The sequence below is a fragment of the Stenotrophomonas sp. IS26 genome (assembly GCF_054188265.1).
In genome coordinates, this window is sequence record NZ_JBSZJV010000018.1 from 36,658 (window position 1) to 60,377 (window position 23,720).

General features: G+C 67.6%; 25 protein-coding genes and 1 tRNA gene. 15 read left to right on the forward strand and 11 right to left on the reverse strand.

Going from position 1 to position 23,720, the window contains the following annotated elements:
- Positions 1-5 precede the first annotated feature (5 nt).
- Genes ACW6W5_RS14455 through ACW6W5_RS14465 form a run of 3 tightly spaced genes read right to left on the reverse strand, consistent with a single transcriptional unit; the run spans position 6 to position 1,335 of the window.
- A complete protein-coding gene (locus tag ACW6W5_RS14455) occupies positions 6-428 on the reverse strand; it encodes a DUF3106 domain-containing protein (protein ID WP_152153910.1) in 423 nt (140 codons plus the stop codon).
- The gene (locus tag ACW6W5_RS14460) at positions 428-763 is read right to left on the reverse strand and encodes a hypothetical protein (protein ID WP_428999845.1); all 336 of its coding nucleotides are present in this window, start codon (positions 761-763) and stop codon (positions 428-430) included. Before ACW6W5_RS14460 ends, ACW6W5_RS14455 begins: the two co-directional genes overlap by 1 nt.
- Entirely contained in the window at positions 760-1,335 is a 576-nt protein-coding gene (locus tag ACW6W5_RS14465) for an RNA polymerase sigma factor (RefSeq protein WP_121044599.1), read from the reverse strand. The genes ACW6W5_RS14460 and ACW6W5_RS14465 overlap by 4 nt, the downstream gene beginning before the upstream one ends.
- Before the next feature lie 130 nt (positions 1,336-1,465).
- Here ACW6W5_RS14465 and ACW6W5_RS14470 point away from each other — a divergent pair, with 130 nt between their 5' ends.
- Complete coding sequence (locus tag ACW6W5_RS14470; protein WP_121044596.1) at positions 1,466-1,774, forward strand: NAD(P) transhydrogenase subunit alpha part 2; 309 nt, start codon at positions 1,466-1,468, stop codon at positions 1,772-1,774.
- Positions 1,771-3,225: an NAD(P)(+) transhydrogenase (Re/Si-specific) subunit beta gene (locus ACW6W5_RS14475; RefSeq protein WP_152153912.1), complete on the forward strand. Its 1,455-nt coding sequence runs from the start codon at positions 1,771-1,773 to the stop codon at positions 3,223-3,225. The genes ACW6W5_RS14470 and ACW6W5_RS14475 overlap by 4 nt, the downstream gene beginning before the upstream one ends.
- 215 nt (positions 3,226-3,440) lie before the next feature.
- On the opposite strand, the gene ACW6W5_RS14480 is transcribed toward ACW6W5_RS14475, so the two are convergent.
- Positions 3,441-3,860: a hypothetical protein gene (locus ACW6W5_RS14480; RefSeq protein ID WP_121044590.1), complete on the reverse strand. Its 420-nt coding sequence runs from the start codon at positions 3,858-3,860 to the stop codon at positions 3,441-3,443.
- 118 nt (positions 3,861-3,978) lie between these two features.
- On the opposite strand from ACW6W5_RS14480, the gene sufT reads away from it, so the two are divergent.
- The 3 genes from sufT to ACW6W5_RS14495 all read left to right on the forward strand — a co-directional run bounded on the left by sufT (position 3,979) and on the right by ACW6W5_RS14495 (position 7,841).
- Entirely contained in the window at positions 3,979-4,530 is a 552-nt protein-coding gene (gene sufT / locus ACW6W5_RS14485) for a putative Fe-S cluster assembly protein SufT (protein WP_019182393.1), read from the forward strand.
- Between the two features lie 57 nt (positions 4,531-4,587).
- A complete protein-coding gene (locus tag ACW6W5_RS14490; protein WP_152153914.1) occupies positions 4,588-5,685 on the forward strand; it encodes a branched-chain amino acid aminotransferase in 1,098 nt (365 codons plus the stop codon).
- A 410-nt stretch (positions 5,686-6,095) separates the two neighbouring features.
- Positions 6,096-7,841, forward strand: a complete 1,746-nt coding sequence (locus ACW6W5_RS14495; RefSeq protein ID WP_193222853.1) for a S8 family peptidase — start codon at positions 6,096-6,098, stop codon at positions 7,839-7,841.
- A 65-nt stretch (positions 7,842-7,906) separates the two neighbouring features.
- Here ACW6W5_RS14495 and ACW6W5_RS14500 read toward each other — a convergent pair whose 3' ends face one another.
- The 3 genes from ACW6W5_RS14500 to wrbA form a co-directional block, all read right to left on the reverse strand.
- Positions 7,907-8,392, reverse strand: a complete 486-nt coding sequence (locus ACW6W5_RS14500) for an asparaginase domain-containing protein (protein WP_121044584.1) — start codon at positions 8,390-8,392, stop codon at positions 7,907-7,909.
- A 103-nt stretch (positions 8,393-8,495) separates the two neighbouring features.
- Positions 8,496-8,843 carry a DUF2069 domain-containing protein gene (locus ACW6W5_RS14505; RefSeq protein ID WP_121044581.1) on the reverse strand — a complete coding sequence of 116 codons (348 nt, stop codon included), beginning with the start codon at positions 8,841-8,843 and terminating at the stop codon, positions 8,496-8,498.
- Entirely contained in the window at positions 8,840-9,430 is a 591-nt protein-coding gene (gene wrbA / locus ACW6W5_RS14510; RefSeq protein WP_019186096.1) for an NAD(P)H:quinone oxidoreductase, read from the reverse strand. Before wrbA ends, ACW6W5_RS14505 begins: the two co-directional genes overlap by 4 nt.
- 105 nt (positions 9,431-9,535) lie before the next feature.
- Between wrbA and ACW6W5_RS14515 the strand changes: the two genes are divergently transcribed.
- Complete coding sequence (locus tag ACW6W5_RS14515) at positions 9,536-10,810, forward strand: YihY family inner membrane protein (protein ID WP_121044578.1); 1,275 nt, start codon at positions 9,536-9,538, stop codon at positions 10,808-10,810.
- Positions 10,807-11,370, forward strand: a complete 564-nt coding sequence (locus tag ACW6W5_RS14520) for a TlpA family protein disulfide reductase (RefSeq protein ID WP_121044575.1) — start codon at positions 10,807-10,809, stop codon at positions 11,368-11,370. The genes ACW6W5_RS14515 and ACW6W5_RS14520 overlap by 4 nt, the downstream gene beginning before the upstream one ends.
- 76 nt (positions 11,371-11,446) lie before the next feature.
- Here ACW6W5_RS14520 and ppk2 read toward each other — a convergent pair whose 3' ends face one another.
- Genes ppk2 through hemA form a run of 4 tightly spaced genes read right to left on the reverse strand, consistent with a single transcriptional unit; the run spans position 11,447 to position 16,374 of the window.
- The gene (ppk2, locus tag ACW6W5_RS14525) at positions 11,447-12,226 is read right to left on the reverse strand and encodes a polyphosphate kinase 2 (RefSeq protein WP_121044572.1); all 780 of its coding nucleotides are present in this window, start codon (positions 12,224-12,226) and stop codon (positions 11,447-11,449) included.
- Positions 12,227-12,277: 51 nt separating this feature from the next.
- Positions 12,278-13,987, reverse strand: a complete 1,710-nt coding sequence (locus ACW6W5_RS14530; RefSeq protein WP_152153916.1) for an O-linked N-acetylglucosamine transferase, SPINDLY family protein — start codon at positions 13,985-13,987, stop codon at positions 12,278-12,280.
- Between the two features lie 25 nt (positions 13,988-14,012).
- A complete protein-coding gene (gene prfA, locus ACW6W5_RS14535) occupies positions 14,013-15,098 on the reverse strand; it encodes a peptide chain release factor 1 (protein ID WP_152153918.1) in 1,086 nt (361 codons plus the stop codon).
- On the reverse strand, positions 15,076-16,374 hold the full coding sequence (gene hemA / locus ACW6W5_RS14540) for a glutamyl-tRNA reductase (RefSeq protein WP_152153920.1): 1,299 nt from the start codon (positions 16,372-16,374) through the stop codon (positions 15,076-15,078). The genes prfA and hemA overlap by 23 nt, the downstream gene beginning before the upstream one ends.
- Before the next feature lie 65 nt (positions 16,375-16,439).
- Here hemA and ACW6W5_RS14545 point away from each other — a divergent pair, with 65 nt between their 5' ends.
- The 8 genes from ACW6W5_RS14545 (at position 16,440) to ychF (ending at position 23,431) form a co-directional block, all read left to right on the forward strand.
- The gene (locus tag ACW6W5_RS14545) at positions 16,440-18,128 is read left to right on the forward strand and encodes a tetratricopeptide repeat protein (protein WP_193222854.1); all 1,689 of its coding nucleotides are present in this window, start codon (positions 16,440-16,442) and stop codon (positions 18,126-18,128) included.
- On the forward strand, positions 18,125-18,784 hold the full coding sequence (gene lolB / locus ACW6W5_RS14550; protein ID WP_152153924.1) for a lipoprotein insertase outer membrane protein LolB: 660 nt from the start codon (positions 18,125-18,127) through the stop codon (positions 18,782-18,784). The genes ACW6W5_RS14545 and lolB overlap by 4 nt, the downstream gene beginning before the upstream one ends.
- The gene (gene ispE, locus ACW6W5_RS14555; protein WP_152153926.1) at positions 18,781-19,650 is read left to right on the forward strand and encodes a 4-(cytidine 5'-diphospho)-2-C-methyl-D-erythritol kinase; all 870 of its coding nucleotides are present in this window, start codon (positions 18,781-18,783) and stop codon (positions 19,648-19,650) included. Before lolB ends, ispE begins: the two co-directional genes overlap by 4 nt.
- A gap of 9 nt (positions 19,651-19,659) precedes the next feature.
- A tRNA-Gln gene (locus ACW6W5_RS14560) sits at positions 19,660-19,736 on the forward strand.
- Positions 19,737-19,872: 136 nt separating this feature from the next.
- A complete protein-coding gene (locus ACW6W5_RS14565; protein WP_026070235.1) occupies positions 19,873-20,832 on the forward strand; it encodes a ribose-phosphate diphosphokinase in 960 nt (319 codons plus the stop codon).
- 111 nt (positions 20,833-20,943) lie between these two features.
- Positions 20,944-21,558, forward strand: coding sequence for a 50S ribosomal protein L25/general stress protein Ctc (locus ACW6W5_RS14570; protein WP_102789571.1), 615 nt, complete (start codon positions 20,944-20,946; stop codon positions 21,556-21,558).
- 81 nt (positions 21,559-21,639) lie between these two features.
- Positions 21,640-22,218: an aminoacyl-tRNA hydrolase gene (gene pth / locus ACW6W5_RS14575; RefSeq protein WP_121044551.1), complete on the forward strand. Its 579-nt coding sequence runs from the start codon at positions 21,640-21,642 to the stop codon at positions 22,216-22,218.
- A gap of 121 nt (positions 22,219-22,339) precedes the next feature.
- Complete coding sequence (ychF, locus tag ACW6W5_RS14580) at positions 22,340-23,431, forward strand: redox-regulated ATPase YchF (protein ID WP_088434937.1); 1,092 nt, start codon at positions 22,340-22,342, stop codon at positions 23,429-23,431.
- The last annotated feature ends 289 nt before the right edge of the window (positions 23,432-23,720 follow it).

A 23,720-nucleotide genomic window follows, 5' to 3' on the forward strand; every position in this document is an offset into this window, starting at 1 on the left:
AACGCTCAGCGCTTCGGCGGCGGCGGTGCAGGGTTGGCCTTGAGCCAGGCCTTGCGTTCGTCCGGGGTCATCCGGGCCCAGCGGTCGCGCAGCGCCTGCCGCTGCTCCGGGGTCATGCTGCGCATCTGGCCGAACAGTGCGCGCGCCTGCTCGCGCTGCTCCGGCGTCATGTTCTCGAAGCGATGGCGGCCCCGGTGCGCCTGCGCGCGCTGCTCCGGGGTCATGGTCAGCCAGCGCTGGCCGTGCTGCAGCATGCGCTCGCGTTGCGGCGCCGGCGCGTCGTTCCAGCGGTCACGCACGGGCGCGATCAACGCTTCGCGCTGCTGCGGGCTGAGTGTGTCCCAGTCCGGCAGCGGGGCGGTCTGCGCCCAGCCGGCCGCACTCAGCGTCAGCAACATCAGCCCCAGGGACAGTCGCAGTTTCATCATCACTCCATTGCCAGGTCGGTACTGCCCAGCCACACATACAGATCGGGATTTTCGTCGAGAACGTCGCTGCCGTCATCGGCCGCGCTCGCCACCACCGGTGCCGGCGGGGCGGTCGCTTCGCCGAGGAGGAAACTGTAGCCCAACGCGAGCGCGACCACCGCCGAACAGGCGGTGGCCATCCACCAGGACGGCGCATGCCGCTTGGCCGGCGAGGCCGCATGGCGCGCGCTGCGCAACCGCGCCAGCGTGGCCGGCGAGAGCGTATCCAGCGCCTGCGCATGCAGCTGCCGCAGGGCGGCATCGTCATGCATCGAAGGGGGCAGTGGGCGGTTCACAGGGCGATCTCCAAAGACTGCTGCAGCGCCTGGCGGGCGCGCGAAAGATGGGTTTTGACCGCGCCTTCGCTGCAGCCCATGGCCTTGGCCGTGGTGGCGCCGTCCAGGTCCTGCAGCACGCGCAGGGTGAAGGCCTCGCGCTGGCGCGCGGGCAGCTCCCGCAGCGCCTGCACCAGTTGTGCGTACTGATCGCGCTGCTCATGGGCCTGGGCCGGGCCGGGCGCGTGGTCGGCCCAGTCGATGTCATGCTCGCCGCCGGCCTCGTCGCTGCTGCGCCAGAACTTGAGGCGGAAGCCACGGCGGCGCTGCAGATCCACGACGCGGCGGCGCAGGATGCTCCAGAACAGCGGTGCCCACTCGGCGGCAGGTTTGTCGCGGTAGCCGAGCATCTTCAGCATGCTGTCCTGCACCGCATCCAGCGCGTCCTCGCGCTGGCGCAGGCCGGCCTCGGCGAAGCGGAACGCGCGCGGGCCGATGCCGGCCAGGAAGGCATCCAGCGACACCGGCAGCGCCACCTCGGCAGTGGCGGGCAGGTCGGCATCCGTCGACGGTAGGGGAGAGCTCACCAGCACAGGGTAGCGGTCCGGCAGGGGGATACCGTGAGAACGCCCCAGGGCGGCCGCGGTTGACCGGCCCGCCCGATTGGTTCAGCGCATGGTTATGATGCAGGGGACGGGATGACCGCCTGGGAGAGTGACTGCAATGAGCGACGGGTTCGTGGCGTTGTATATCTTCATGCTGGCCGCCATTGCCGGCCACGTGATTATTTCGCGGGTGCCGGTGATCCTGCATACCCCGTTGATGTCCGGCTCCAACTTCATCCACGGCATCGTGCTGATCGGCGCGATGGTGGTGCTGGGGCATGCGCAGACCCCGCTGGAGAAGATCATCGGCTTCATCGCGGTGGTGCTCGGCGCGGGCAATGCGGCCGGTGGCTACGTGGTGACCGAACGCATGCTCGACATGTTCAAGCCCAGCGCCAAGCGCGACGCCGGGGAGAAGACGCCTTGAACGTGACCACCGCGCAATTGCTGCAGTGGCTGGTCCAGGTGAGCTATCTGGTGGCCGCCACCCTGTTCCTGCTGGGCCTGCAGCGCATGGCCTCGCCGATGACCGCGCGCAGCGGCATCCGCTGGGCCGGGCTGGGCATGCTGATCGCCACGGTGGCGACGTTCTTCCTGCCCGAGCTGCACAACATCCCGCTGATCCTGGCGGCGGTGGCGATCGGCACCGGCGTGGCGTGGTGGTCGGCCAAGCGCGTGGCGATCACCGACATGCCGCAGATGGTGGCGCTCTACAACGGCATGGGCGGCGGCTCGGCGGCGGCGATCGGTGCGGTGGAACTGCTGCGCTTCTCGTTCCTGACCAACCGCGATACCACGCACTGGAGCGAGCAGGCACTGGCCGACCTCGCCGCGCGCCAGCCGTCGGCGACGGTGCTGGCGCTGGCCGTGATCGGTTCGGCGATCGGCGCGGTGTCGCTGTCCGGCTCGATCATCGCCTGGGCCAAACTCGATGGTCGGCTCGACCGCCGCGTCACCTTCCCGGGGCAGCAGGTGTTCAACCTGCTGGTCGCGCTGGCGATGGTGGTGCTGGGCATCTGGGCTGCGGTCACCCTGAGCCCGGTGGCGATCATCAGCTTCTTCGTGGTCGCCCTCGCGCTGGGCGTACTGATGACGCTGCCGATCGGTGGCGCCGACATGCCGGTGGTGATCTCGCTGTACAACGCCTTCACCGGCCTGGCCGTGGCCTTCGAAGGCTATGTGCTCGGCAACGAGGCGCTGATCATCGCCGGCATGATGGTCGGCGCGGCGGGCATCCTGCTGACCCGCCTGATGGCCAAGGCGATGAACCGCCCGATCAGCGGCGTGTTGTTCTCCAACTTCGGCGGCGGCGGTGTCGCGCAGGAGAACAGCGGCGCGCAGAAGCCCATCGAGGCCAGCGACGTCGCTGCGATGCTGGCCTTCGCCGAGCGCGTGGTGATCGTGCCCGGCTACGGTATGGCCGTGGCCCAGGCGCAGCACAAGGTGTGGGAGCTGGCGCAGCGGTTGATCGATCGCGGCATCAAGGTGAAGTTCGCGATCCACCCGGTGGCCGGGCGCATGCCGGGGCACATGAACGTGCTGCTGGCCGAAGCGGGCGTGCCCTACGACCTGATCGCCGACATGGACGACATCAACCCGGAATTCCCGAACACCGACGTGGTGCTGGTGATCGGCGCCAACGACGTGGTCAATCCGGTCGCGCGCACCGACCCCGCCAGCCCGATCTACGGCATGCCGATCCTGGACGTGGTCAACGCCCGCAACGTGGTGGTGATCAAGCGCGGCAAGGGTACCGGGTTTGCCGGCATCGAGAATGCGCTGTTCTATGCCGACAACGCCCGCATGCTGTACGGCGATGGTGCGGGTGCGGCGAGCGCGCTGGTCAGTGAGCTCAAGGCGCTCGACGGCGGGCACTGAGGCGGGAGGCAACGGTCACGACCAACGGTCGTGACCTACAGCAGCACCGGACCTGCGGCGAAACCGGATTTACGGCGAAACCGGATCTGCGGTAGTGCCGGCCGCTGGCCGGCTCAATGCGATACGTGAATGCCAGCGCGTGGCCGTACCGACGTCATGAGCCGGCCAGCGGGCCGCCACTACCGATGGCATTCGGCGGCAGCGTGCAGGGGGCGTTACCTCGCCACCCACCAACCCACGACCAGCGCCACGCCCAGCCACAGCCATTCGACCGCGCCGTTGGCCAGGCCGCTGAGGGTCCAGGCCAGATAGGGCCCCATGCGCAACGCTGATTCCCACGGGGTAAGCCCCATCGCGCCGCCGAGGTAGGCCGAAGCGATCCCCCAGTTGGCTGCCAGCGCCACCAGCACGGTGGCCAGCAGGGTCAGCACCACCCGGGCGGTACCGGCGCGCAGGGTGCCCAGACGCAGCATGAAGGCGATCTCCAACGCCGCCAGAACCGCCATCCAGCCGGCCTGGCGGCCGGTGAGCAGGGCGATGAACAACCAGGCCAGCACGGCCGTGACGACACCAAGCAGAAACAGCGGGGGCCAGAGCCAGTGGCGGCTCCGGACAGGCACGGACGTGGGCGACATGCAATCTTCCTGTAAGTCCCCACAGGATACCGGCTTGCGCGGTGACCGGCGCGTGGGCGGCCACTGGGCTAAAATGGTCGCCTTGCGGGAATTGGCCGCGACCCCCATATCGATCCACATGTATTCCCGTAGCAGTGAACCTGTCCACTTCGAACGCGACTGCGAGGCCGTCATGGTCCCGCAGGGCGAAACGGTCACGCTGCCCGCTGGCAGCTATGGCTATATCACCCAGGCCCTGGGTGGCAGCTATACCGTCTTTGTCGAAGGCAATCTGTTCCGCATCGCCGGCAAGGATGGCGATGCCATCGGCAAGGAGGCGCCCCCGGCGCTGGAGCTGCCCGCCGATGCCTCCGACGAGGAGGTCGAAAAACTGGTGTGGCAGCAGCTGCGCACCTGTTTCGATCCGGAAATCCCGTTCAACATCGTCGATCTGGGCCTGGTCTATGAAGTGGACCTCAAGCACCTGGACGATGGCCAGCGCGAGGTCGACATCAAGATGACCCTGACCGCGCCCGGCTGCGGCATGGGCGAGATCCTCGTCGATGACGTGCGCAGCAAGCTGGAAATGATCCCGACGGTGGCCGAGGCCGACGTCGAGCTGGTGTTCGACCCGCCGTGGGGCCGTCACATGATGTCCGAGGCCGCCCGGCTCGAAACCGGCATGCTGTAACCGCCCATCGCCAGCCGGCGTCACGGCGTTCCCCGTAACCAGAACAGGAAATATCCGGTGTCCCAGTCTTCCGTGAGCTTCAACACCACCCGTTCCGCCCAGCCGCGCAGCAGCGAGGAGCGTGAACGCATCCTGGCCGCCCCCGGTTTTGGTCTGCACTTCACCGATCACATGGTGGAAGTGCGTTGGGACAAGGACACCGGCTGGCACGATGCCGTGGTGCGCCCGTACGGCCCGCTGCAGCTGGATCCGGCCGCCGCGGTGCTGCATTACGGCCAGGAGATCTTCGAAGGCATCAAGGCCTACCGCCACGCCGACGGCTCGATCTGGACCTTCCGCCCGGAGGCCAACGGCCGCCGCCTGCAGCGTTCGGCCCAGCGCCTGGCGCTGCCGGAACTGCCGGTGGATATCTTCGTCGAATCGCTCAAGCAGATGATCGCCGTGGACGCCAGCTGGGTGCCGTCGGCCGACGAATCCAGCCTGTATTTCCGTCCCTTCATGATCGGCGATGAAGCCTTCCTCGGCGTGCGCGGCGCGCACAAGGCCGGCTACTACGTGATCGCCAGCCCGGCCGGCCCGTACTTCGCCAAGGGCGTGGCCCCGGTGGCGATCTGGTTGTCCACCGACTACGCACGCGCAGGCAAGGGCGGCACCGGCGCGGCCAAGTGCGGTGGCAACTACGCCGCCTCGCTGCTGCCACAGCAGAAGGCGCAGGCACAGGGCTGCTCGCAGGTGCTGTTCCTGGATCCCGTCGAGGGCAAGTACCTGGAAGAACTGGGTGGCATGAACGTGTTCCTGGTCTACAAGGACGGCACCCTGGTGACGCCGTCGCTGTCGGGCAGCATCCTGGAAGGCATCACCCGCGAAAGCATCCTGCAGCTGGCGCGCGACCGCGGCATGAAGGTCGAAGAGCGCAAGGTCACCCTGGAGGAGTGGAAGGACGGCGTGACCTCCGGCGAGATCGTGGAAGCGTTCGCCTGCGGCACCGCGGCGGTGGTCACCCCGATCGGCCAGCTCAAGGGCGAAGGCTTCTCGGTGGGCGACCTCAACGCGCCGGCCGGCGAAGTGACGATGTCACTGCGCAAGGAGCTGACCGACATCCAGTACGGTCGCCTGCCGGACCGTCACGGCTGGCTGGTCCGCCTGGACACCTGATCCTTGCGGATCCTCGCTGATGCATCAAAACCCGCCTGGTGACAGGCGGGTTTTTTGATGCCTGTTCGCCGCCGACACTCAATGTCCCGCGGTGGCAATGGCGCAAGTCCTTGATGCGCAAGCGTTGTCCGGCCTTTGTCGGCGGAGACAGCCATTTCGGACATCCGGTGACGCCTTCGGAGCGCTTGGAAGCCCCGACGTCCCTTCACTTTCACAAACCCTCGACCCGGAAAGTCACAGATCCGACATTTCATGTCATGGAAGCACGGCTGAAACATTGTTCATCCGCCAGCAAGCTATTAGCGTCGACTCACTCACCGGGCCGATCCGCGCCATCGCTTCAGCAGCCCCCGGACCGGACCTGGATTCTCAGCCGCGACGACGGCATTCACTGTCTGAAAGGAAATCCGATGTCTCATGTCTCGCAACACCGTTTGCGTCAGCGTGCATTGGTTGTACTGGGCGCCTCTGTTCTGTCGACCCTGCTGCTGGCCACGCCGGCGTTCGCCGGCGATGTGCAGTTGAGCGGCCTGTCCTCGGCGCCGACCCACCAGCGCTTCATCGTGAAATACAAGGATGGCAGCAGCGAGGTCGCCACCCCGACCGCACTGGCCAGTTCGCTGAAGGCCGCCGCCGCCGCCGTGCCGGCGGCCCAGGGCCGCGCGCTGGGCCTGCAGAAGCTGCGCCAGCTGGCGATCGGCCCGACCGTGGTCAAGGCCGACCGGCCACTGGACCGTGCTGAAGCCGAGCTGCTGATGCGTCGCCTGGCCGCCGACCCGGGCGTGGAATACGTCGAAGTCGATCAGCTGATGCAGGCCACCCTGGTGCCCAACGACACCCGCTTCTCCGAGCAGTGGGGCTTCGGCACCAGCAACGCCTCGATCAACGTGCGCCCTGCCTGGGACAAGGCCACCGGCACCGGCGTGGTGGTCGCGGTGATCGACACCGGCATCACCAACCACCCCGACCTCAACGCCAACATCCTGCCCGGCTATGACTTCATCAGCGATGCGGCGATGGCGCGCGACGGCGGTGGCCGCGACAACAACCCCAACGACGAAGGCGACTGGTACGCCGCCAACGAGTGTGGCGCGGGCATTCCGGCCTCCAATTCCAGCTGGCACGGCACGCATGTGGCCGGCACCGTTGCGGCGGTGACCAACAACAGCACCGGCGTGGCCGGCACCGCGTTCAACGCCAAGGTGGTTCCGGTGCGCGTGCTCGGCAAGTGCGGCGGCTACACCTCCGACATCGCCGATGCGATCGTCTGGGCGTCCGGCGGGACCGTCAGTGGCGTCCCGGCCAACGCGAACCCGGCCGAAGTGATCAACATGTCGCTCGGCGGCGGTGGCAGCTGCTCCACCACCTACCAGACCGCGATCAACGGCGCCGTCTCGCGCGGCACTACCGTGGTCGTCGCGGCCGGCAACAGCAATACCAACGTGTCCTCTTCGGTGCCGGCCAACTGCGCCAACGTCATCGCGGTCGCCGCGACGACCTCGGCCGGCGCCCGCGCCAGCTTCTCCAACTACGGCACCGGCATCGACATCTCGGCCCCGGGGCAGGGCATCCTCTCCACCCTCAACAGCGGCACCACGGTGCCGGGCAGCGCATCGTATGCCTCCTACAACGGCACTTCGATGGCGGCCCCGCACGTGGCCGGCGTGGTCGCGCTGATCCAGTCCGTCGCCCCCACCGCGCTGAGCCCGGCGGCCATCGAAAGCCTGCTCAAGAGCACCGCACGGCCGTTGCCGGGCGCCTGCTCCGGCGGCTGCGGCGCGGGCATCGTCGATGCCGACGCGGCGGTGACGGCCGCCCTGGGCGGGACCAATCCGAACCCGGGCACCGGTAACGTGCTGCAGAACAACGTCCCGGTCACCGGCCTCGGCGCCGCCAGCGGTGCGTCGCTGGCCTACACCGTGACCGTGCCGTCCGGCCGCAGCCAGCTGAAGGTCACCCTCGCCGGCGGCAGTGGCGATGCCGATCTCTACATCCGTTCCGGCAGCGCCCCGACCGACACCGTCTACACCTGCCGCCCCTACCTCAGCGGCAACAACGAAACCTGCACGATCACCTCACCGGCGGCCGGCACCTGGCACGTGCGGGTGAAGGCCTACTCGACCTTCTCCGGGGTCACCCTCACCGCGCAGTACTGATCGCTTTTTGTCGCACCAACGCAGAACGCCCCGGCATGCCGGGGCGTTCGTTCAATCAACAGTGATTACGCCGCTTCGAACCGGTTGGCCGCCACGTTCTTGCGCACCTGTTCCGGATTCCAGATCCGGCCGTTCATCGCGATGTACACACCGCTCGGCAACGATTGCACCGCACCGATCGCACACCCGATGTTGAACTCCGCATCCGAGCCGCGGAAGCGCGCCGGGCTCAATGCACCGGTCATCACGATCGTCTTGTCGGTGATCGACTTCAACACCTGGCCCGTCTGCACCATCGAATCGGTGCCGTGCGTGACCAGCACATGGCGCGTCGGCTGCGCGGCGATCGTCGCCCGGATCAACTCACGGTCATCGTCGGTGATGTGCAGCGAATCCTTGCGCAGGATCGGGATCACATTGAAACGGAAGGTCACGCCCAGTTCGCGCAGGATCATCCCGATCTGCGGATCACCGATCTGATAGTCCGACTTGTCGTCGAAGTAGATCTTGTCGATCGTGCCACCGGTGGTGATGATCAGTAGTTCTTCCATTGCAAGCATCCTGGGTACCAGACAGAAGGGCACGGAACCGCCGCGCCGACCGGTAGATGATACGGCCGCCGACGGCCCGATGCAGGCGCGCGCCGCAGCGGCCTCAGCCGGCCGGCGTCCTGCGCCCGAAACGGCGCCGCAGCCCTGGCGTGCTGGCCACCCCGATCACCGCCAGCGCCAGCCCCAGCTCGAGCCAGGCCCACAGCGCCACCTCCGGATGGCTCCAGGCGCTCATCACCCCGTGGCTGAACCAGAACAGCGCCAGCACGCCGGCCCAGAACATCGCCTTGCCACGCCGCACCAGCACGCCCAGCGCCAGCAGCAGCGGCGGCAGGGTGAACACCAGCTGGGTGGCCAGCCAATGCTTGTCCTGCGCGAACCAGACCGCGAACAGCACCGCCAGCGCCACCAGCAGCAGGGCCAGCACGATCTCCTGGGCGCGCGTACTCACGCCAGCCGCCGTGCGATATCGGCCACCCGCCGCCCCAGCGCCCGCGCCAGGATGCTCTCATCCTCGCTCGGCACCGGGTTGTCGTCCGCCCCGGCCACATGGCTGGCGCCATACGGCGTGCCGCCGGTGGTGGTATGGCTCAGCGCCGGCTCGGTGAACGGGATACCCACGATCAGGCAGCCGTGGTGCAGCAGCGGCACCTGCATCGACAACAGCGTCGACTCCTGCCCCCCGTGCAGCGACGCGGTCGAGGTGAACACGCCCGCCGGCTTGCCGGCCAATGTCCCGTTGACCCATTCCGCGCCCAGGCCGTCCAGGAAGTGCTTCACCGGCGCGGCCATGTTGCCGAAGCGGGTCGGGCTGCCCAGCAGCAGCCCGGTGCATTCGGCCAGGTCGGCCACGCTCACATACGGTGCGCCATCCTCGGGCACCGGGGGCAGCGCGGTCTGCGTCACCGCCGCCACCGGGGGCACGGTGCGCAGCCGCGCGCTCATGCCCGGCACCTCGCCGATGCCGCGCGCAATCTGGCGGGCAAGCCGTGCCACTGAACCGCCACGGCTGTAGTACAGCACCAGGATCTCCGCCATTTCGCTTTCATCTCATTGCGTCCGATGCCGGCAGTATGGCAACGCAGCCCGCTCAGGGCGAGGTCCGTGCATGCCCCACACCCGTCATCGGGTACCCTTGCGCCGATGGAACCTCTCGATACGATCAACCTGTGGATCGAACGCGTCCGGGACCGCGCGCGCACGATCAGCTTCGGCCGCTTCCTGTGGCGCCGCTTCCTGGATGACCGCCTGTTCCAGGCAGCCGCCTCGCTGGCCTACACCACCGTGTTCGCGCTGGTGCCGCTGGCCATCGTGGTGTTCGGGGTGCTCTCGGCGTTCCCGGTGTTCGACCGCTGGAGCGACACCCTCAGCGACTACGTGTTCTCCAACTTCGTGCCCAACGCTGCGCGCGCCGCCGAAGGCTACCTGCGACAGTTCTCGGCCAGTGCCGGGCAATTGACCGCCGCTGGCTTCATCGCCCTGGTGGTCTCGCTGCTGATCACGCTCAACAGCGTGGAAGAAACCTTCAACCAGATCTGGCGGGTGAGTTCGACCCGGCCGAAGCTGACCCGCTTCCTCGTGTACTGGACCGTGCTCACCCTCGGCGCGATGCTCGCTGCCGCCTCGCTGGCGGTCTCGGCGCGGGTGTTCGCGCTGCCGCTGTTCGGCACCAGCGAAGGCCGCTGGCTGGCCAACGTCTCACTGACGGTCGCGCCGATCCTGATCGAGTTCGTCTGCATCATGCTGGTCTACCGCGTAGTGCCGCACCACACGGTCAAATGGCGCCATGCCGTCCCCGGCGCGATCCTGGCTGCGATCATGCTGGAGCTGGTGAAGTGGGGCATGGGCGCTTACCTGGGGAGCTTCCAGTCCTACCAGAAGCTCTACGGCACCGTCGCCTTCGTGCCGATCCTGCTGCTGTGGATCTACCTGTGCTGGGTCTCGGTGCTGCTCGGCGCGTCGCTCGCCTCCTCGATCGCCGCGTTCCGCTACCAGCCAGCCGACCTGCGCCTGCCGGTGGGCTATGAGATCTATGGCCTGCTGCGCCTTATCGGCCGCTTCCACCAGGCGCGTGCCGAAGGGCGCAGCCTGGATGACGATGAGATCCTGCGGCTGGAGCCGATGCTGACCGATTCGCTGCTGCAGACGCTGCTCTGCGACCTGGAAGCGATCCGCGTGGTGCGCCGCGACGAGCAGGGCGAATGGCTGCTCGCGCGCGACCTGGACAAACTCACCCTGGCCGACCTGTACGAGACCACGCAGATGCGGATCCCGATCAAGGAGGCCTACCTGCCGTATCGCGACGACAGCCTGGGCACGGCCTCGGTGGCCGCATTGGACACCTTGCGCCTGCCGCTGCGCGAACTGCTCAAACGCCGCGTCAGCGACATCTACTCGACCCCCGGAGACAAACCATGACCGCCAAGCCCCTGCTGCTGGCCCTGGGCCTGCTGACGCTGGCCGCCTGCAACAAGCCCGCCGCACAGAGCGAGGCCGCCGCGCCTGCCGCCCCGGCCCCGATCAACGAACCCGCCGCGCCGCCGACCGACGCCGTGCCGGCCACCGAGCGCAAGACCGTCGAACAGCCGACGCTGAAAGCCAAGGCGCTGGACGGCACCGACTACGATCTGGCGGCGCACCGCGGCAAGTGGGTGGTGGTGAACTTCTGGGCAACCTGGTGCGCCCCGTGCCGCAAGGAAATGCCCGAGCTCTCCGCGCTGCACGCGATGCGCAATGAAATCGAGGTGGTCGGGCTGGCTTTCGAGGACATCGAACCGGCCGAGATGAAGGCCTTCCTGGAGAAGCGTCCGGTCACCTATCCGATCGTGATCGTGGATACGTACAACCCGCCGGAAGACTTCGCGATCCCGCGCGGCCTGCCGATGACCTACCTGATCGCGCCGGACGGCAAGGTCGCCAAGGAGTTCCTCGGGCCGGTCACCGCGCATGACATCGAAGCGCGGATCAAGGAAGGCTGAGCCTCACGGCAGTGCCGGCTGATACCCGGCATGCCTGTGCCTCGCTGTGCCCGGTAAATCCACGCCATGCGTGGATCTACCCGACGACGAAGGGTTCGATCGGCTTCAAGACCCCGAAGTGCTCTTTGTGCAGCTTGCCCTTCAACGGCGGCAGCGCCAGTACCGGTTCGTCCACGCGGGTATCGGGCAGACGATCGAGCAGGTTGCGGATCAGGCCCAGCCGCCCGCGCTTCTGGTCGTTGAAGTCCACCAGCGTCCACGGGGCATCATCGTTATGCGTGGCGCGCAGCATCGCTTCGCGGCTCTCGGTATAGGCGCTGTACTTGCTGCGTGATTTCAGGTCCACCGGCGACAGCTTCCAGCCCTTGAGCGGATCGAGGTGGCGCTCGGCAAAGCGCTTTTCCTGCTGTGCCTGGTCCACGCTGAGCCAGTACTTGAACAGCACGATGCCATCGTCGATCAGCAGCTTCTCGAACACCGGCGTCTGCGCCAGGAAGCTGCGGTACTGCGCTTCGGTGCAATAGCCCATGACATGCTCGACGCCCGCGCGGTTGTACCAGCTGCGGTCCATCAGCACGATCTCGCCGGCCGCAGGCAGGTGGGAGACATAGCGCTGGAAATACCACTGCGTGCTTTCGCGGTCGGTCGGCTTGGGCAGCGCGACCACCTTGCACTGGCGCGGATTGAGATGCTCGGCGATCGCCTGGATCGCACCGCCCTTGCCCGCGGTGTCGCGGCCTTCGAACAGCACCAGCACGCGCTGCCCGGTGTGCTGCACCCAGCGCGCCATCGCCGCCAGTTCCAGTTGCATCGGTTCCAGCAGGGCCTGGTAGTCCTTGCGCTTGAGCTTGCCCATCGGCGTGCCTCGGTGATTCACAGGGAAGCCCGAGCCTAGCGCAGCCGATGCTCAGGCGATGTGTGGGCCCTCCCAGCCGCGTTCGCGCGCAAGCGTTTGGATCACCTCGGCGATGTCGCGCGCGAAACCGGCCATGTCGAACAGGCCGCTGTCCTCGCGCCGTTGCGCCAGCGTGGCGCGCGCGGCCTGCAGCGCGGCCGGGTCGTTGCCGAGCCGGATGGCGGCGGCCACGAACGCCGCGTCATCGGCCACGTTGAACGCGTGCATGCCCAGGTGATGATTGAGGCTGCCGGCCACGCGTGAGGCGAACGTCGCGCCCGGGCAGGTGAGCACCGGGCAGCCGGCCCACAGCGCATCGGAGGCGGTGGTGTGGGCGTTGTACGGATGCGTGTCCAGGAACAGGTCGGCGTGCTGGTAACGCGCCAGGTACTGCGGGTGCGGCAGGCGTGGCATGAACACCAGTCGCGCCGGATCCAGCCGTGCCTGGCGTGCCGCGCTGCGCAGCCGTGCATCGGCAGTGCCCGGCCCGGACAGCAGCCACAACACGCTGCCGGGCACGCCATGCAACACCGCGAACAGCCGCTGCACGCTGCGCGGATTGAGCTTGTAGCTGTTGTTGAAACAGCACAGCACCACGCCCTGCGCAGGCAGGCCGCAGTCCCCGCGCGAGGGCACCGGCTCCAGCACGCGGGTGTTGTCCGAGGGCTGGAACGCGCGCGGCAGGCGCCGCACGTTCTCGCTGAAGGCCGGTGCCAGCGCGTCGGGCAGCACGAAGGCATCGGCCAGCACATGATCGATCCACGGCGCGCCGGAGCTACCCGGGTAGGCCAGCCAGTTGATCTGCACCGGGGCCGGGCGCATCGCCAGTACCTGCGGGGTGCCACCGCCGCCCCAGCCGCGCAGATCGAACAGCACATCGATGCCAGCCTCGCGGATGCGCCGGGCGATCACCTGATGCGGCTGCGCGCTGACATCGTGCAATGTGTGGGCGGCCTGCTGCAGACGCTGGCGGATGCTGCTGCCGTCGTCCGCGCTGAGCGCGAACAGATGCGGTTCCAGCGTGCCCAGCGCGCGCAGCTGTTCGAACAGGGCGACGGTCAGCAGCCCGGTGGGATGCGCGCCGAAACCGTTGGAGAGGAAGCCGACCCGCAGCGTGCCGTGCGGGCGCACGGTGGCCGGCGGCAACCGCGGGATGCCCTCGGCCAGCGCCGCCGCGCGCTGGCGGGCGCAGGCCAGCTGCTCGGCGGCGCTGCTGTCTTCGCTGAGGAAGGCGAACGGCTCGACCACCGCCTGGCCCTGCGCGACGGCCTGGCGCACCAGCACCGACAATCGCTCCAGATCCCGCCAATCGCACAGCCGGCGCTGCCAGTTGAGCAGCTGCGCAGTGATGTAGGGCTCGCCCGGCAGCAGACGGTGCGCATGGCGATACGCATCGGCGGCCGCCTCAGGCTGCCCCGCGTCTTCCAGTGCGTGGCCCAGCCACAGGGTGATGCCGGGGTGCTGGGGCGCGCGGTCCGCCGCCTGGCGCAGCAGTGTCGCGGCCTCGCCATGGCGGCCCTGCATCCAGCGCGCGCGCCCCAGCCGGGCCAGGGCCTCGGGATGGTCGCCGCGCAGCTGCAGTGCACGGGTGGCGGCCTGTTCGCCGGCGCGCACATCGCCGGCTTCCAGCTCCGCATCGGCCAGCATCACCCACGCAATGAAATCGGCCGGTTGCCGCTGCACCGCCTGGCGCAACTGCAGACGCTGCGGATCGACACTCATCGCTGCCGCGCCGGGGCGGGCATGCTCAGCTGCCTTCCGCGAGCCGGGCCAGCTCGTCGGCCTGGTGTTCGTGGGTCAGCCGGCTGACCAGTGCATCAAGATCACCGGTCAGGATGTTGGGCAGGTCGTACAGGGTCAGCCCTTCCACGCGGTGGTCGGTGATCCGTCCCTGCGGGAAGCTGTAGGTGCGGATGCGCTGGCTGCGGTCGCCGCTGCCGACCTGCAGCCGGCGGCTTTCGGCCTGCGCGGCAGCCTGCTTGCTGCGTTCGGTATCCAGCAGCTGTGCCTTGAGACGCTTCATCGCCTTGTCGCGGTTGGCATGTTGGCTGCGCTCGGTCTGGCATTCCACCACCACGCCGGTGGGCAGATGGGTGATGCGGATCGCCGACTCGGTCTTGTTGACGTGCTGGCCACCGGCGCCGGAGGAGCGGTAGGTGTCCACGCGCAGGTCGGCCGGGTTGATCACCACGTCCTCGACGTCATCCGCCTCGGGAATGATCGCTACCGTCGCGGCCGAGGTATGGATGCGGCCCTGCGACTCGGTCGCCGGCACGCGCTGCACGCGGTGCGTGCCCGATTCGAACTTCAGGCGTGAGAAGGCGCCACGGCCGACCACGCGCGCCACCACTTCCTTGTAGCCGCCATGTTCGCCCGGGTTGTCCGATTCGATCTCGACCTTCCAGCCCTGGCGCTCGGCATAGCGGGCGTACATGCGGAACAGGTCGCCGGCGAAGATCGCTGCCTCGTCACCGCCGGTACCGGCGCGGACTTCCAGGAACAGGTTGCCGTCATCGCGCGGATCGCGCGGCACCAGCAACAGGGCCAGTGCTTCGTCCAGCTGCTGCAGGCGCTGCTGCGCGGCGGTGATTTCCTCCTCGGCCAGCTCGCGCAGGTCAGGGTCCTCGCGCATCGCCTCTGCGGCGGCGAGATCGGCCTTGGCACGGGCCTCGTCAGCCAGCGCCGTGGCGACCGGCTCCAGCTGCGAAAGCTCGCGCGAGAGCGCGCGGAAACGGTCGTTGTCGCCGACCACGGCCGGGTCGGACAACAGGCGTTCCAGTTCTTCGCGGCGCTCGGCCAGCGCTTCCAGCTTACGGCGCAGGGTCGGCGTCATCGTTCCTCGCTACATCGGTACGCACGGCAGGGTGCTGGTAACCCGGCTTGGCCGGGAACAGGCGCTCGGCGGCGCGGGTGAGTTCAGTATCGCCGCTGAGCGCGGCCGCGCGCAGGGCGGCGGTCGGCGGGTGCAGCAGGCGGTTGGTCAGGCCGTGCGCGAGCAGCTCGAGCACCTCTTCCGGTGATTTGCCGTGGGCCAGCTGCTGGCGGGCTTTCTCCAGCATCTCCACGCGGGTCGCTTCGCCATAGGCGCGCAGTTGCCGCAGCGGGGCCTGGTGCACGCTGGCCTGCAGCGTTTCCACGAAACGGGCGACCTGCAGCTCGATGATCGCTTCGGCCTCGGCCGCGGCTTCCCGGCGGCTGCGGCGGTTGTCTTCGACCGCGCGCTCCAGATCATCCACGGTGTACAGGAAGGCGTCGGCCAGTTCGCCCACGCCGGCCTCGATATCGCGGGGCACGGCCAGATCGAACAGCAGCATCGGCTTGTGCTTGCGGGTTTTCAGTGCGGCGGCCACGTGCGCGCGGGTGATCACCGGCTCACGCGCGGCGGTGGCCGAGAACACCACGTCGGCCTCGCCCAGATGGCGGTCCAGCTCACTCAGGGGCAGGGCGACGCCGCCATGACGGCTGGCCAGCTCCTGCGCATGGGCCAGGGTGCGGTTGGCGATCAGCAGCCGCCGCACGCGCCCTTCGCTGAGATGGCGCGCGGCCAGCTCGATGGTCTCGCCGGCGCCGACCAGCAGCACGGTGGAATCGTCCAGCCGCGCGAACGAGTTCTGCGCCAGGCGCACCGCGGTGGACGCCACCGACACCGGGTTGGCGCCCACGCGGGTATCGGTGCGGGCGCGCTTGGCCACCGAGAAGGTCTGCTGGAACAGCCGGTCCAGGCGCTGGCCGAGCAGGCCATGATCACGCGCCAGGGCCCAGGCATCCTTCACCTGGCCCAGGATCTGCGGTTCGCCCAGCACCATCGAGTCCAGCCCGGTGGCCACCCGGAACAGGTGGCGCACCGCGTCGGCGTCGGCGTGCTGATAGAGGTACCCATGCAAGGTGCCGGCCTGTGACTCCAGCCACTGCGCCAGCGCGTCACCGGATTCGGCCACCGCGTACAGCTCGGTGCGGTTGCAGGTGGAGAGCAGGACCGCCTCGGCCACCTGTGGCGTATCGCGCAGCGACGCCAATGCCTGGGGCAGGGCGTCGCCGCCAAAGGAGGCGCGTTCGCGCAGTTCCACTGGCGCGGTCTGGTGATTCAGTCCGAGCACCCACAGGGTCATTGTTCAGTTGCTTGCGATAAGCTGCTGGCCATTCAAGTCGTCATTTTAAGGCTCAGATGCCCCCGATGCCCGCATTGATTCGCATCTCCAGCGTTCTGCTGCTGTCTTTGTTCACCGCCAACGCCCTGGCCGCCCCCCCGGCAGCCCCGGCGAAGGCCAAGAACAGCACGGCCGAGGCGGTCCCCCTGGCCCCGGTCATGGCGGGCGAATTCGCCCTGCAGGCAGGCAAACTGGGCGACGCCGCGCGCTGGTACCTGGAGGCGGCCGAGGCCAGTGAAGGCGATGCCGGCCTGGCCGAGCGCGCCTCCCGGATCGCCATGCTGGCCAACGATGACAAGCGCGCGGCCCGCGCGCTGGCCCTGTGGGAGCAGCGTGCGCCGCGCTCACTGGCCATGCGCAGCAGCACCGCCGCGCTGGACATGCGCCAGAACAAGGTGAAGGCCGCCCGCACCGAACTGCAGGCGCTGCTCAAGGACCCGGACCCCACCGCCTGGAAGTTCGCGATCGGCGCCCTGATCAGCGGCGGCAGCGATCCCAAGGTTCCGGCCCAGGTGCTGGGCGAGCTGGTGGATGCCAATGCCATCCCCGACCGCCTGGAGGTCTGGCAGGAGTTCGGCCGCCTGGCCATGCGCATGGAGCAGCCCGAGCTGGCCCGGCGCATGGTCGATGAGGTGGTCAAGCGCTTCCCGGACGAGCCGCGCGTGGCCCTGCTGCACGCCAGTCAGCTCACCCAGGCCGGCAAGTCCGATGAGGCGCTGGCCCTGTTGAAGGGCGTGGAGCCCAAGACCCTGCAGGACCCCGAGCTGCGTAATGCGGTGGCGATCTCCTATGACCTGATGGGCCAGCCGGCTGCGGCCGAGCGCGTGCTGGCGGTCGGCCCGCAGGATGTGCAGACCTACGGCATGCGCGCCTCGCTGCTGGCCAAGCAGAAGGACGACCCGGGCCTGCTGGCCCTGTATACCGAACTCTCCGGGCAGGCGACCAAGCCGGATCCGGCCCAGCGCCTGCTGCTGGGCAAGATCGCCGAGTACCTCAAGCGCTACGAGGAAGCGGTCAACTGGTATCACAGCGTGCCCGGTGGCCCGGAGCGCGATGAATCGCGCCTGCGCGCGGCCAATGCGCAGAACGAACTGGGCCGCACCGACAAGGCACTGGCCGAAGTGCACGCGATCCAGTCCGATGCCACCGTTGATGACGATGCCCGCCGTGATGCCTACCTGCTCGAGGCCGAGCTGCGCCAGCGCGGCAACGACGATGCCGGTGAGCTGGACGCGCTGGGCCGTGGCCTGGCCGCGTATCCGGACGAAAACGCGCTGCTGTATGCCCGCGCGCTGGCCTGGGAGCGTCGCGATGACATCCCGCGCGCCGAGGCCGACCTGCGCAAGGTGCTGGTCACCGATCCGGAGAACATCGCCGCGCTCAACGCGCTCGGCTATACCCTGGCCGACCGCACGCAGCGTTATCAGGAAGCCTTGGAACTGATCGACCGCGCGCGCGTGGCCGAGCCGGACAACGCCGCCATCGTCGACAGTTACGGCTGGGTGCTGTATCGCCTGGGCCGCAACGAAGACGCGCTGGTGCAGCTGCGCCGCGCCTGGACCCTGGCCAAAGATGCGGAGATCGCCGCGCATGTGGGCGAGGTGCTGTGGGTGTTGAACAAGAAGGACGAGGCGCGCCACTTCTTTGAAGAGGCCCGCAAGCTGGACCCGGACAACCGCGCCCTGCAGCGCGTGATCGAGAAATACGGCGTATGAATCTGCTGTCCCTGAAGGCCGCGTTCGCCGCGGCCGTGGTGTTGTCGCTCTCCGCGTGCGTGTCCCTGGATGAGCGCAAGGCCCCCTCCGCCCCGACCGTGGTCACCACTGTCTCTCCCGCTGCGCAGCAGGCTGAGGCCGAGCGTGTCACTGCGGTGCGCGCGCAGCCGGCCTGGTCGTTCCAGGGCCGGGTGGCGATCAGCAAGGGCCGCAATGGCGGCAACGGCCGCATCGACTGGCAGCAGCAGGGCCAGGGATATGTGGTGGAACTCAGTGCCCCGGTCACCCGGCAGAGCTGGAAGCTGACCGGCGACAGCCATCATGAAGGCGGCCGCCTGGAAGGTCTGGAAGGCGGCACGCGCGAGGGCGACGATGCCCAGCAGGTCCTGCTGGACGCCACCGGCTGGGATATCCCGGTCAACCAGCTGCCCGATTGGGTGCGCGGCCTGGTCGCCGATGCGGCCCCGGCCGAGCGCATCGAGCGCGACGGCGAAGGCCGCCCGCGCCGCGTGCAGCAGCTGGGCTGGGAGATCCAGTACCTGGATTGGTATCCGGCCGAGGCCGGTCGCCCGGTGCTGCCGCGCCGGATCGAAGCGGTCAATGGCGACGCCAAGGTCCGCCTGGTGGTCGACAGCTGGGTGCTGGCCACGCCATGAGCAGGCTGGATGCAGTCGACGGCGGGTCGACCTGGCCGGCCCCGGCCAAGCTGAATCTGTTCCTCCACATCACCGGGCGGCGCCCGGACGGCTACCACCAGCTGCAGACCGTGTTCCGGTTGCTGGATTGGGGCGATCGGATCCATCTGCGTGTCCGCGACGATGGCCGGATCCGCCGTGAGGGCACCTCCGTGGCCGGCGTTGCCGAGGCCGATGATCTGGCGATCCGCGCCGCGCACCTGTTGAAGGATGCTGCGAACATCGCCCAAGGTGCCGATATCGTCGTCGAAAAGCGCGTTCCGGCGGGCGGCGGTTTCGGCGGCGGGTCCTCCGATGCCGCCACCGTCCTGGTCGCACTGAACCGCCTGTGGGGCGCCGGTCTGGAGGTCGACGCGCTGGCCGCGCTGGGTCTGCAGCTGGGCGCGGATGTGCCGGTCTTCGTGCGCGGGCACAACGCCTGGGCCGAGGGCGTGGGCGAACTGCTGACCCCGATCGCCCTGCCGCCGGCCTGGTTTGTGCTGGTCCATCCCGGCGTTCACGTGCCGACTCCCGCACTTTTCGCATCACCGGATTTGACGCGGGATGCCCCAGTGGCGAAAATAGCGGACTTCGCTTCCGGGTCTTTGCTCGGGAATGCGTTCGAGCCGGTCCTGCGCCGCCGCGAACCTGCCGTAGAGGCAGCGCTCGCAGCGTTGAGCAGTATCGGCCGGGCACGACTCACCGGGTCGGGAAGCGGTTGTTTCGTCGAGTTCGCCACGCGCGCTGCTGCAGAGCAGGGCCTGGCGCAATTGCCGAAGGAACTGCGGGCATGGGTGGCTGCGGGCGTGGAGCGCTCGCCACTGCTTGATGTACTCGAGCGTTACTGATTTTGATGCAGGGGCGTCGCCAAGAGGCCCAAGGCACCAGGTTTTGATCCTGGCATTCGGAGGTTCGAATCCTCCCGCCCCTGCCACTAGCGGATATCTGCCGCGACTCCATGCGCATGTCTGCGCGGGCGCGGTGCATACGCCGCGGTGTTGTCACCGCAGACACCTCCGGGTGCCGGCGGCCCAGTTCTCCGCCAATCGCTCCCGCCCGAGACCGTCATGATGCAAGAACACCCCAACCTGCTGGTATTTTCCGGCAACGCCAACAAGCGCCTTGCGCAGAGCATCTGCAAGGAACTGGGGGTGCGGCCTGGCAAGGCATTGGTGTCGCGCTTCTCCGATGGTGAAGTGCAGGTCGAGATCGAGGAAAACGTCCGTAAGCAGGACGTGTTCGTGATCCAGCCGACCTGTGCACCCAGCGCAGAGAACCTGATGGAACTGCTGGTCCTGATCGATGCGCTCAAGCGCGCTTCGGTCAACAGTGTCACCGCCGTGGTGCCGTATTTCGGCTACTCGCGCCAGGATCGCCGCATGCGTTCCTCGCGCGTGCCGATCACCGCCAAGGTGGCCGCAAAGATGTTCAGCGCTGTGGGGGCTGACCGGGTACTGACGGTGGATCTGCATGCCGATCAGATCCAGGGTTTCTTCGACATGCCGGTGGACAACGTATACGCCTCGCCGCTGCTGCTCGCCGATATCTGGCGCGCCTACGGCACGGAAAACCTGATCGTGGTGTCCCCGGACGTGGGTGGTGTGGTGCGCGCGCGCGCCGTCGCCAAGCGCCTGGACGATGCCGATCTGGCGATCATCGACAAGCGCCGCCCGCGCGCCAACGTCTCCACCGTGATGAACATCATCGGTGACGTCGAAGGCAAGACCTGCGTGATGGTCGATGACATCGTCGATACCGCCGGCACCCTGTGTGCGGCCGCTGCAGCCCTGAAGGCGCGTGGCGCCCTCAAGGTCGCCGCGTACTGCACCCACGCCGTGCTCTCGGGCCCGGCGGTGGACAACATCAACAACTCCCAGCTCGATGAGCTGGTGGTGACCGACACCATCCCGCTGCGTGAAGAGGCGCGGGTGTGCAGCAAGATCCGCCAGCTCAGCGTGGCGGAAATGCTGGCCGAGACGATGCGCCGCATCGCCTTCGGTGAGTCGGTCAGCTCGCTGTACGTGGATTGATTTTTCCGCCCACCGGCAACGGTGGGTGGTTTCCCGGGGAGATCTGGTCGCGGATCTCCCCTCATCGCCTCGCCACCATGGCGCGGCAAACAACGAAGGTAGTAAATCAGCATGGCCAAGAATCATGAAATCAAGGTCGTCCAGCGCGAACTGCAAGGCAAGGGTGCGAGCCGCCGCCTGCGTGGCGCTGGCCAGATCCCGGCGATCATCTACGGCGGCGACGTCGAGCCGAGCGTCATCCAGCTCAACCACAACGAAATCTGGCTGGCCCAGCAGAACGAGTGGTTCTACTCGTCCATCCTGGACCTGAACCTGGATGGCAAGGTCACCAAGGTGCTGCTGCGTGACATGCAGCGCCACCCGTTCAAGCAGCTGATCCTGCACCTGGATTTCCTGCGCGTGAACGAGAACGAAGCGCTGACCGCCAACGTCCCGCTGCACTTCATCAACGAAGACACCTCGCCGGCTGGCAAGGCTGCCGACGTCGTGGTCACCCACGAACTGAAGGAAGTGAGCATCACCTGCCTGCCGAAGGACCTGCCGGAATCGATCGACGTCGACCTGGCCGACCTGAAGGCTGGTGACGTGATCTACCTGTCGGACATCAAGCTGCCGAAGGGCGTCGAGATCCCGGCGCTGGCCCAGGGCAAGGACCATGACGATGCGATCGTCACCGCCAAGCTCGGCAAGGAAGAAGCTGCCGACGAAGCGCCGGCTGCAGAGTAAGTGATTGCGGCGCCTGTCCTTCGGGGCAGGCGCCGTTTCTGTATGTACCGGCACAGGGCGGGTACCGACGAAAGAAGAGTAATGACAGGATTGCGATTGATCGTTGGTCTGGGCAACCCCGGACCCGAGCACGCCCAGACCCGGCACAATGCCGGGTTTCGTTTCATTGACGCCCTGGTCGAACAGGCCGGTGCGCGCTGGAGCGTGGACAGCAAGTTGTTCGGCGAGACCGCCAAGGTCGACATCGCCGGCCAGCCGGTGTGGCTGCTCAAGCCCGCCACCTTCATGAACCTCAGTGGCAAATCGGTCACCGCGGCGCAGCGCTTCTGGAAGATCGAACCGGAAGAGACGCTGCTGGCGCACGACGAGCTGGACCTGCCGCCCGGCGTGGCACGGCTCAAGTTCGACGGTGGCCACGGCGGCCAGAACGGCCTGCGCGACACCATCCGCCTGCTCGGCCATGGCCGGTTCCACCGCCTGCGCATCGGCATTGGCCATCCCGGCCACAAGGACCGCGTGGTCCCGTGGGTGCTGGGGCGTGCCAGCAAGGACGATGATGTGCTGATCGGTCATGCCGTCAACGATGCGATCGACGTCCTGCCGCTGGCAGTGAAGGGCGATTTCAGCGAAGCGATGAAGCGGCTGCACACCCCGAAGTAACGTGACCGGTGACTGACGTTACCGGTAGGTACCGACCGCGGGTCGGTACGGAAAATGATTGGAAAAGCAGCGCCGAACGTCGCTGCTTCCCCAATCACTTTCACCCCAGAGGTTGTCAAAGATGGGTATCAAATGCGGCATCGTCGGTCTGCCCAACGTCGGCAAATCGACCCTGTTCAATGCGCTGACCAAGGCGGGCATCGCGGCGGCCAACTTCCCGTTCTGCACGATCGAACCGAACGTCGGCATCGTGCCGGTGCCGGATCCGCGCCTGAACGAGCTGGCTGCCATCATCAACCCGCAGAAGGTCATCCCGACCGCGGTGGAGTTCGTCGACATCGCCGGCCTCGTCGCCGGCGCGGCCAGTGGTGAAGGCCTGGGCAACAAGTTCCTGGCCCACATCCGCGAAGTGGATGCGATCACCCACGTGGTGCGCTGCTTCGAGAACGCCGACGTCATCCACGTCAACAACAAGGTCGACCCGCTGTCGGATATCGACACCATCGATACCGAGCTGGCCCTGGCCGATCTGGACAGCGTCGAGAAGGCGCTGAACCGCGCCGAGCGCGCTGCCAAGGGGGGCGACAAGGAAGCCGCGGCCCGCAAGCCGGTGCTGGCCAAGCTGCAGGCCGCGCTGGCCGACGGCAAGGCGGGTCGTACCGCCGGCCTGGACGAGGAAGAGAAGGCGCTGGTCCGTGACCTGTTCCTGCTGACCCTCAAGCCGGTGATGTACATCGCCAACGTGCTGGAAGACGGTTTCGAGAACAACCCGCATCTGGATGCCGTGCGCGCCCGTGCCGCCGAAGAGGGTGCGCAGGTGGTGCCGGTCTCGGCTGCGATCGAAGAAGAGCTGTCCCAGCTCGACGACGAAGACCGCGATACCTTCCTGGCCGACCTGGGCCTGTCCGAGCCGGGCTTGAACCGCGTGATCTACGCCGCGTACCAGCTGCTGGGCCTGCAGACCTACTTCACCGCAGGCGTGAAGGAAGTCCGTGCATGGACCGTGCGCAAGGGCGCCACCGCCCCGCAGGCCGCCGCCGTGATCCACACCGACTTCGAGAAGGGCTTCATCCGCGCCGAAACCATCGCGTATGACGACTTCATCAAGTACAAGGGCGAGGCCGGTGCCAAGGAAGCGGGTCGTCTGCGCCTGGAAGGCAAGGAATACCGCGTCCAGGAAGGCGACATCCTGCACTTCCGCTTCAACGTCTGATTCCATCGCACGTTGATGCCCGCAACGCCCCGCCCTGAGCGGGGCGTTTGCGTTCGGGGGGGAGCGCATTCCACACCAGAATGGGTTGGATAAAAAATGACCAGGCACCGAAACCCTTGCCTGGTATGCCTCTTCCTCACTTGTCCACAACAAACCCCCACGCCTCTCCACGCACCATGTGGAAAACCCGCGTGCGGTAGTGCCGGCCGCTGGCCGGCAACCCATCTGACCCGCCCGCAGGCGATGTGGACAATTTCTGACCACCACTGAAAACCGTTGCAGTGCATCG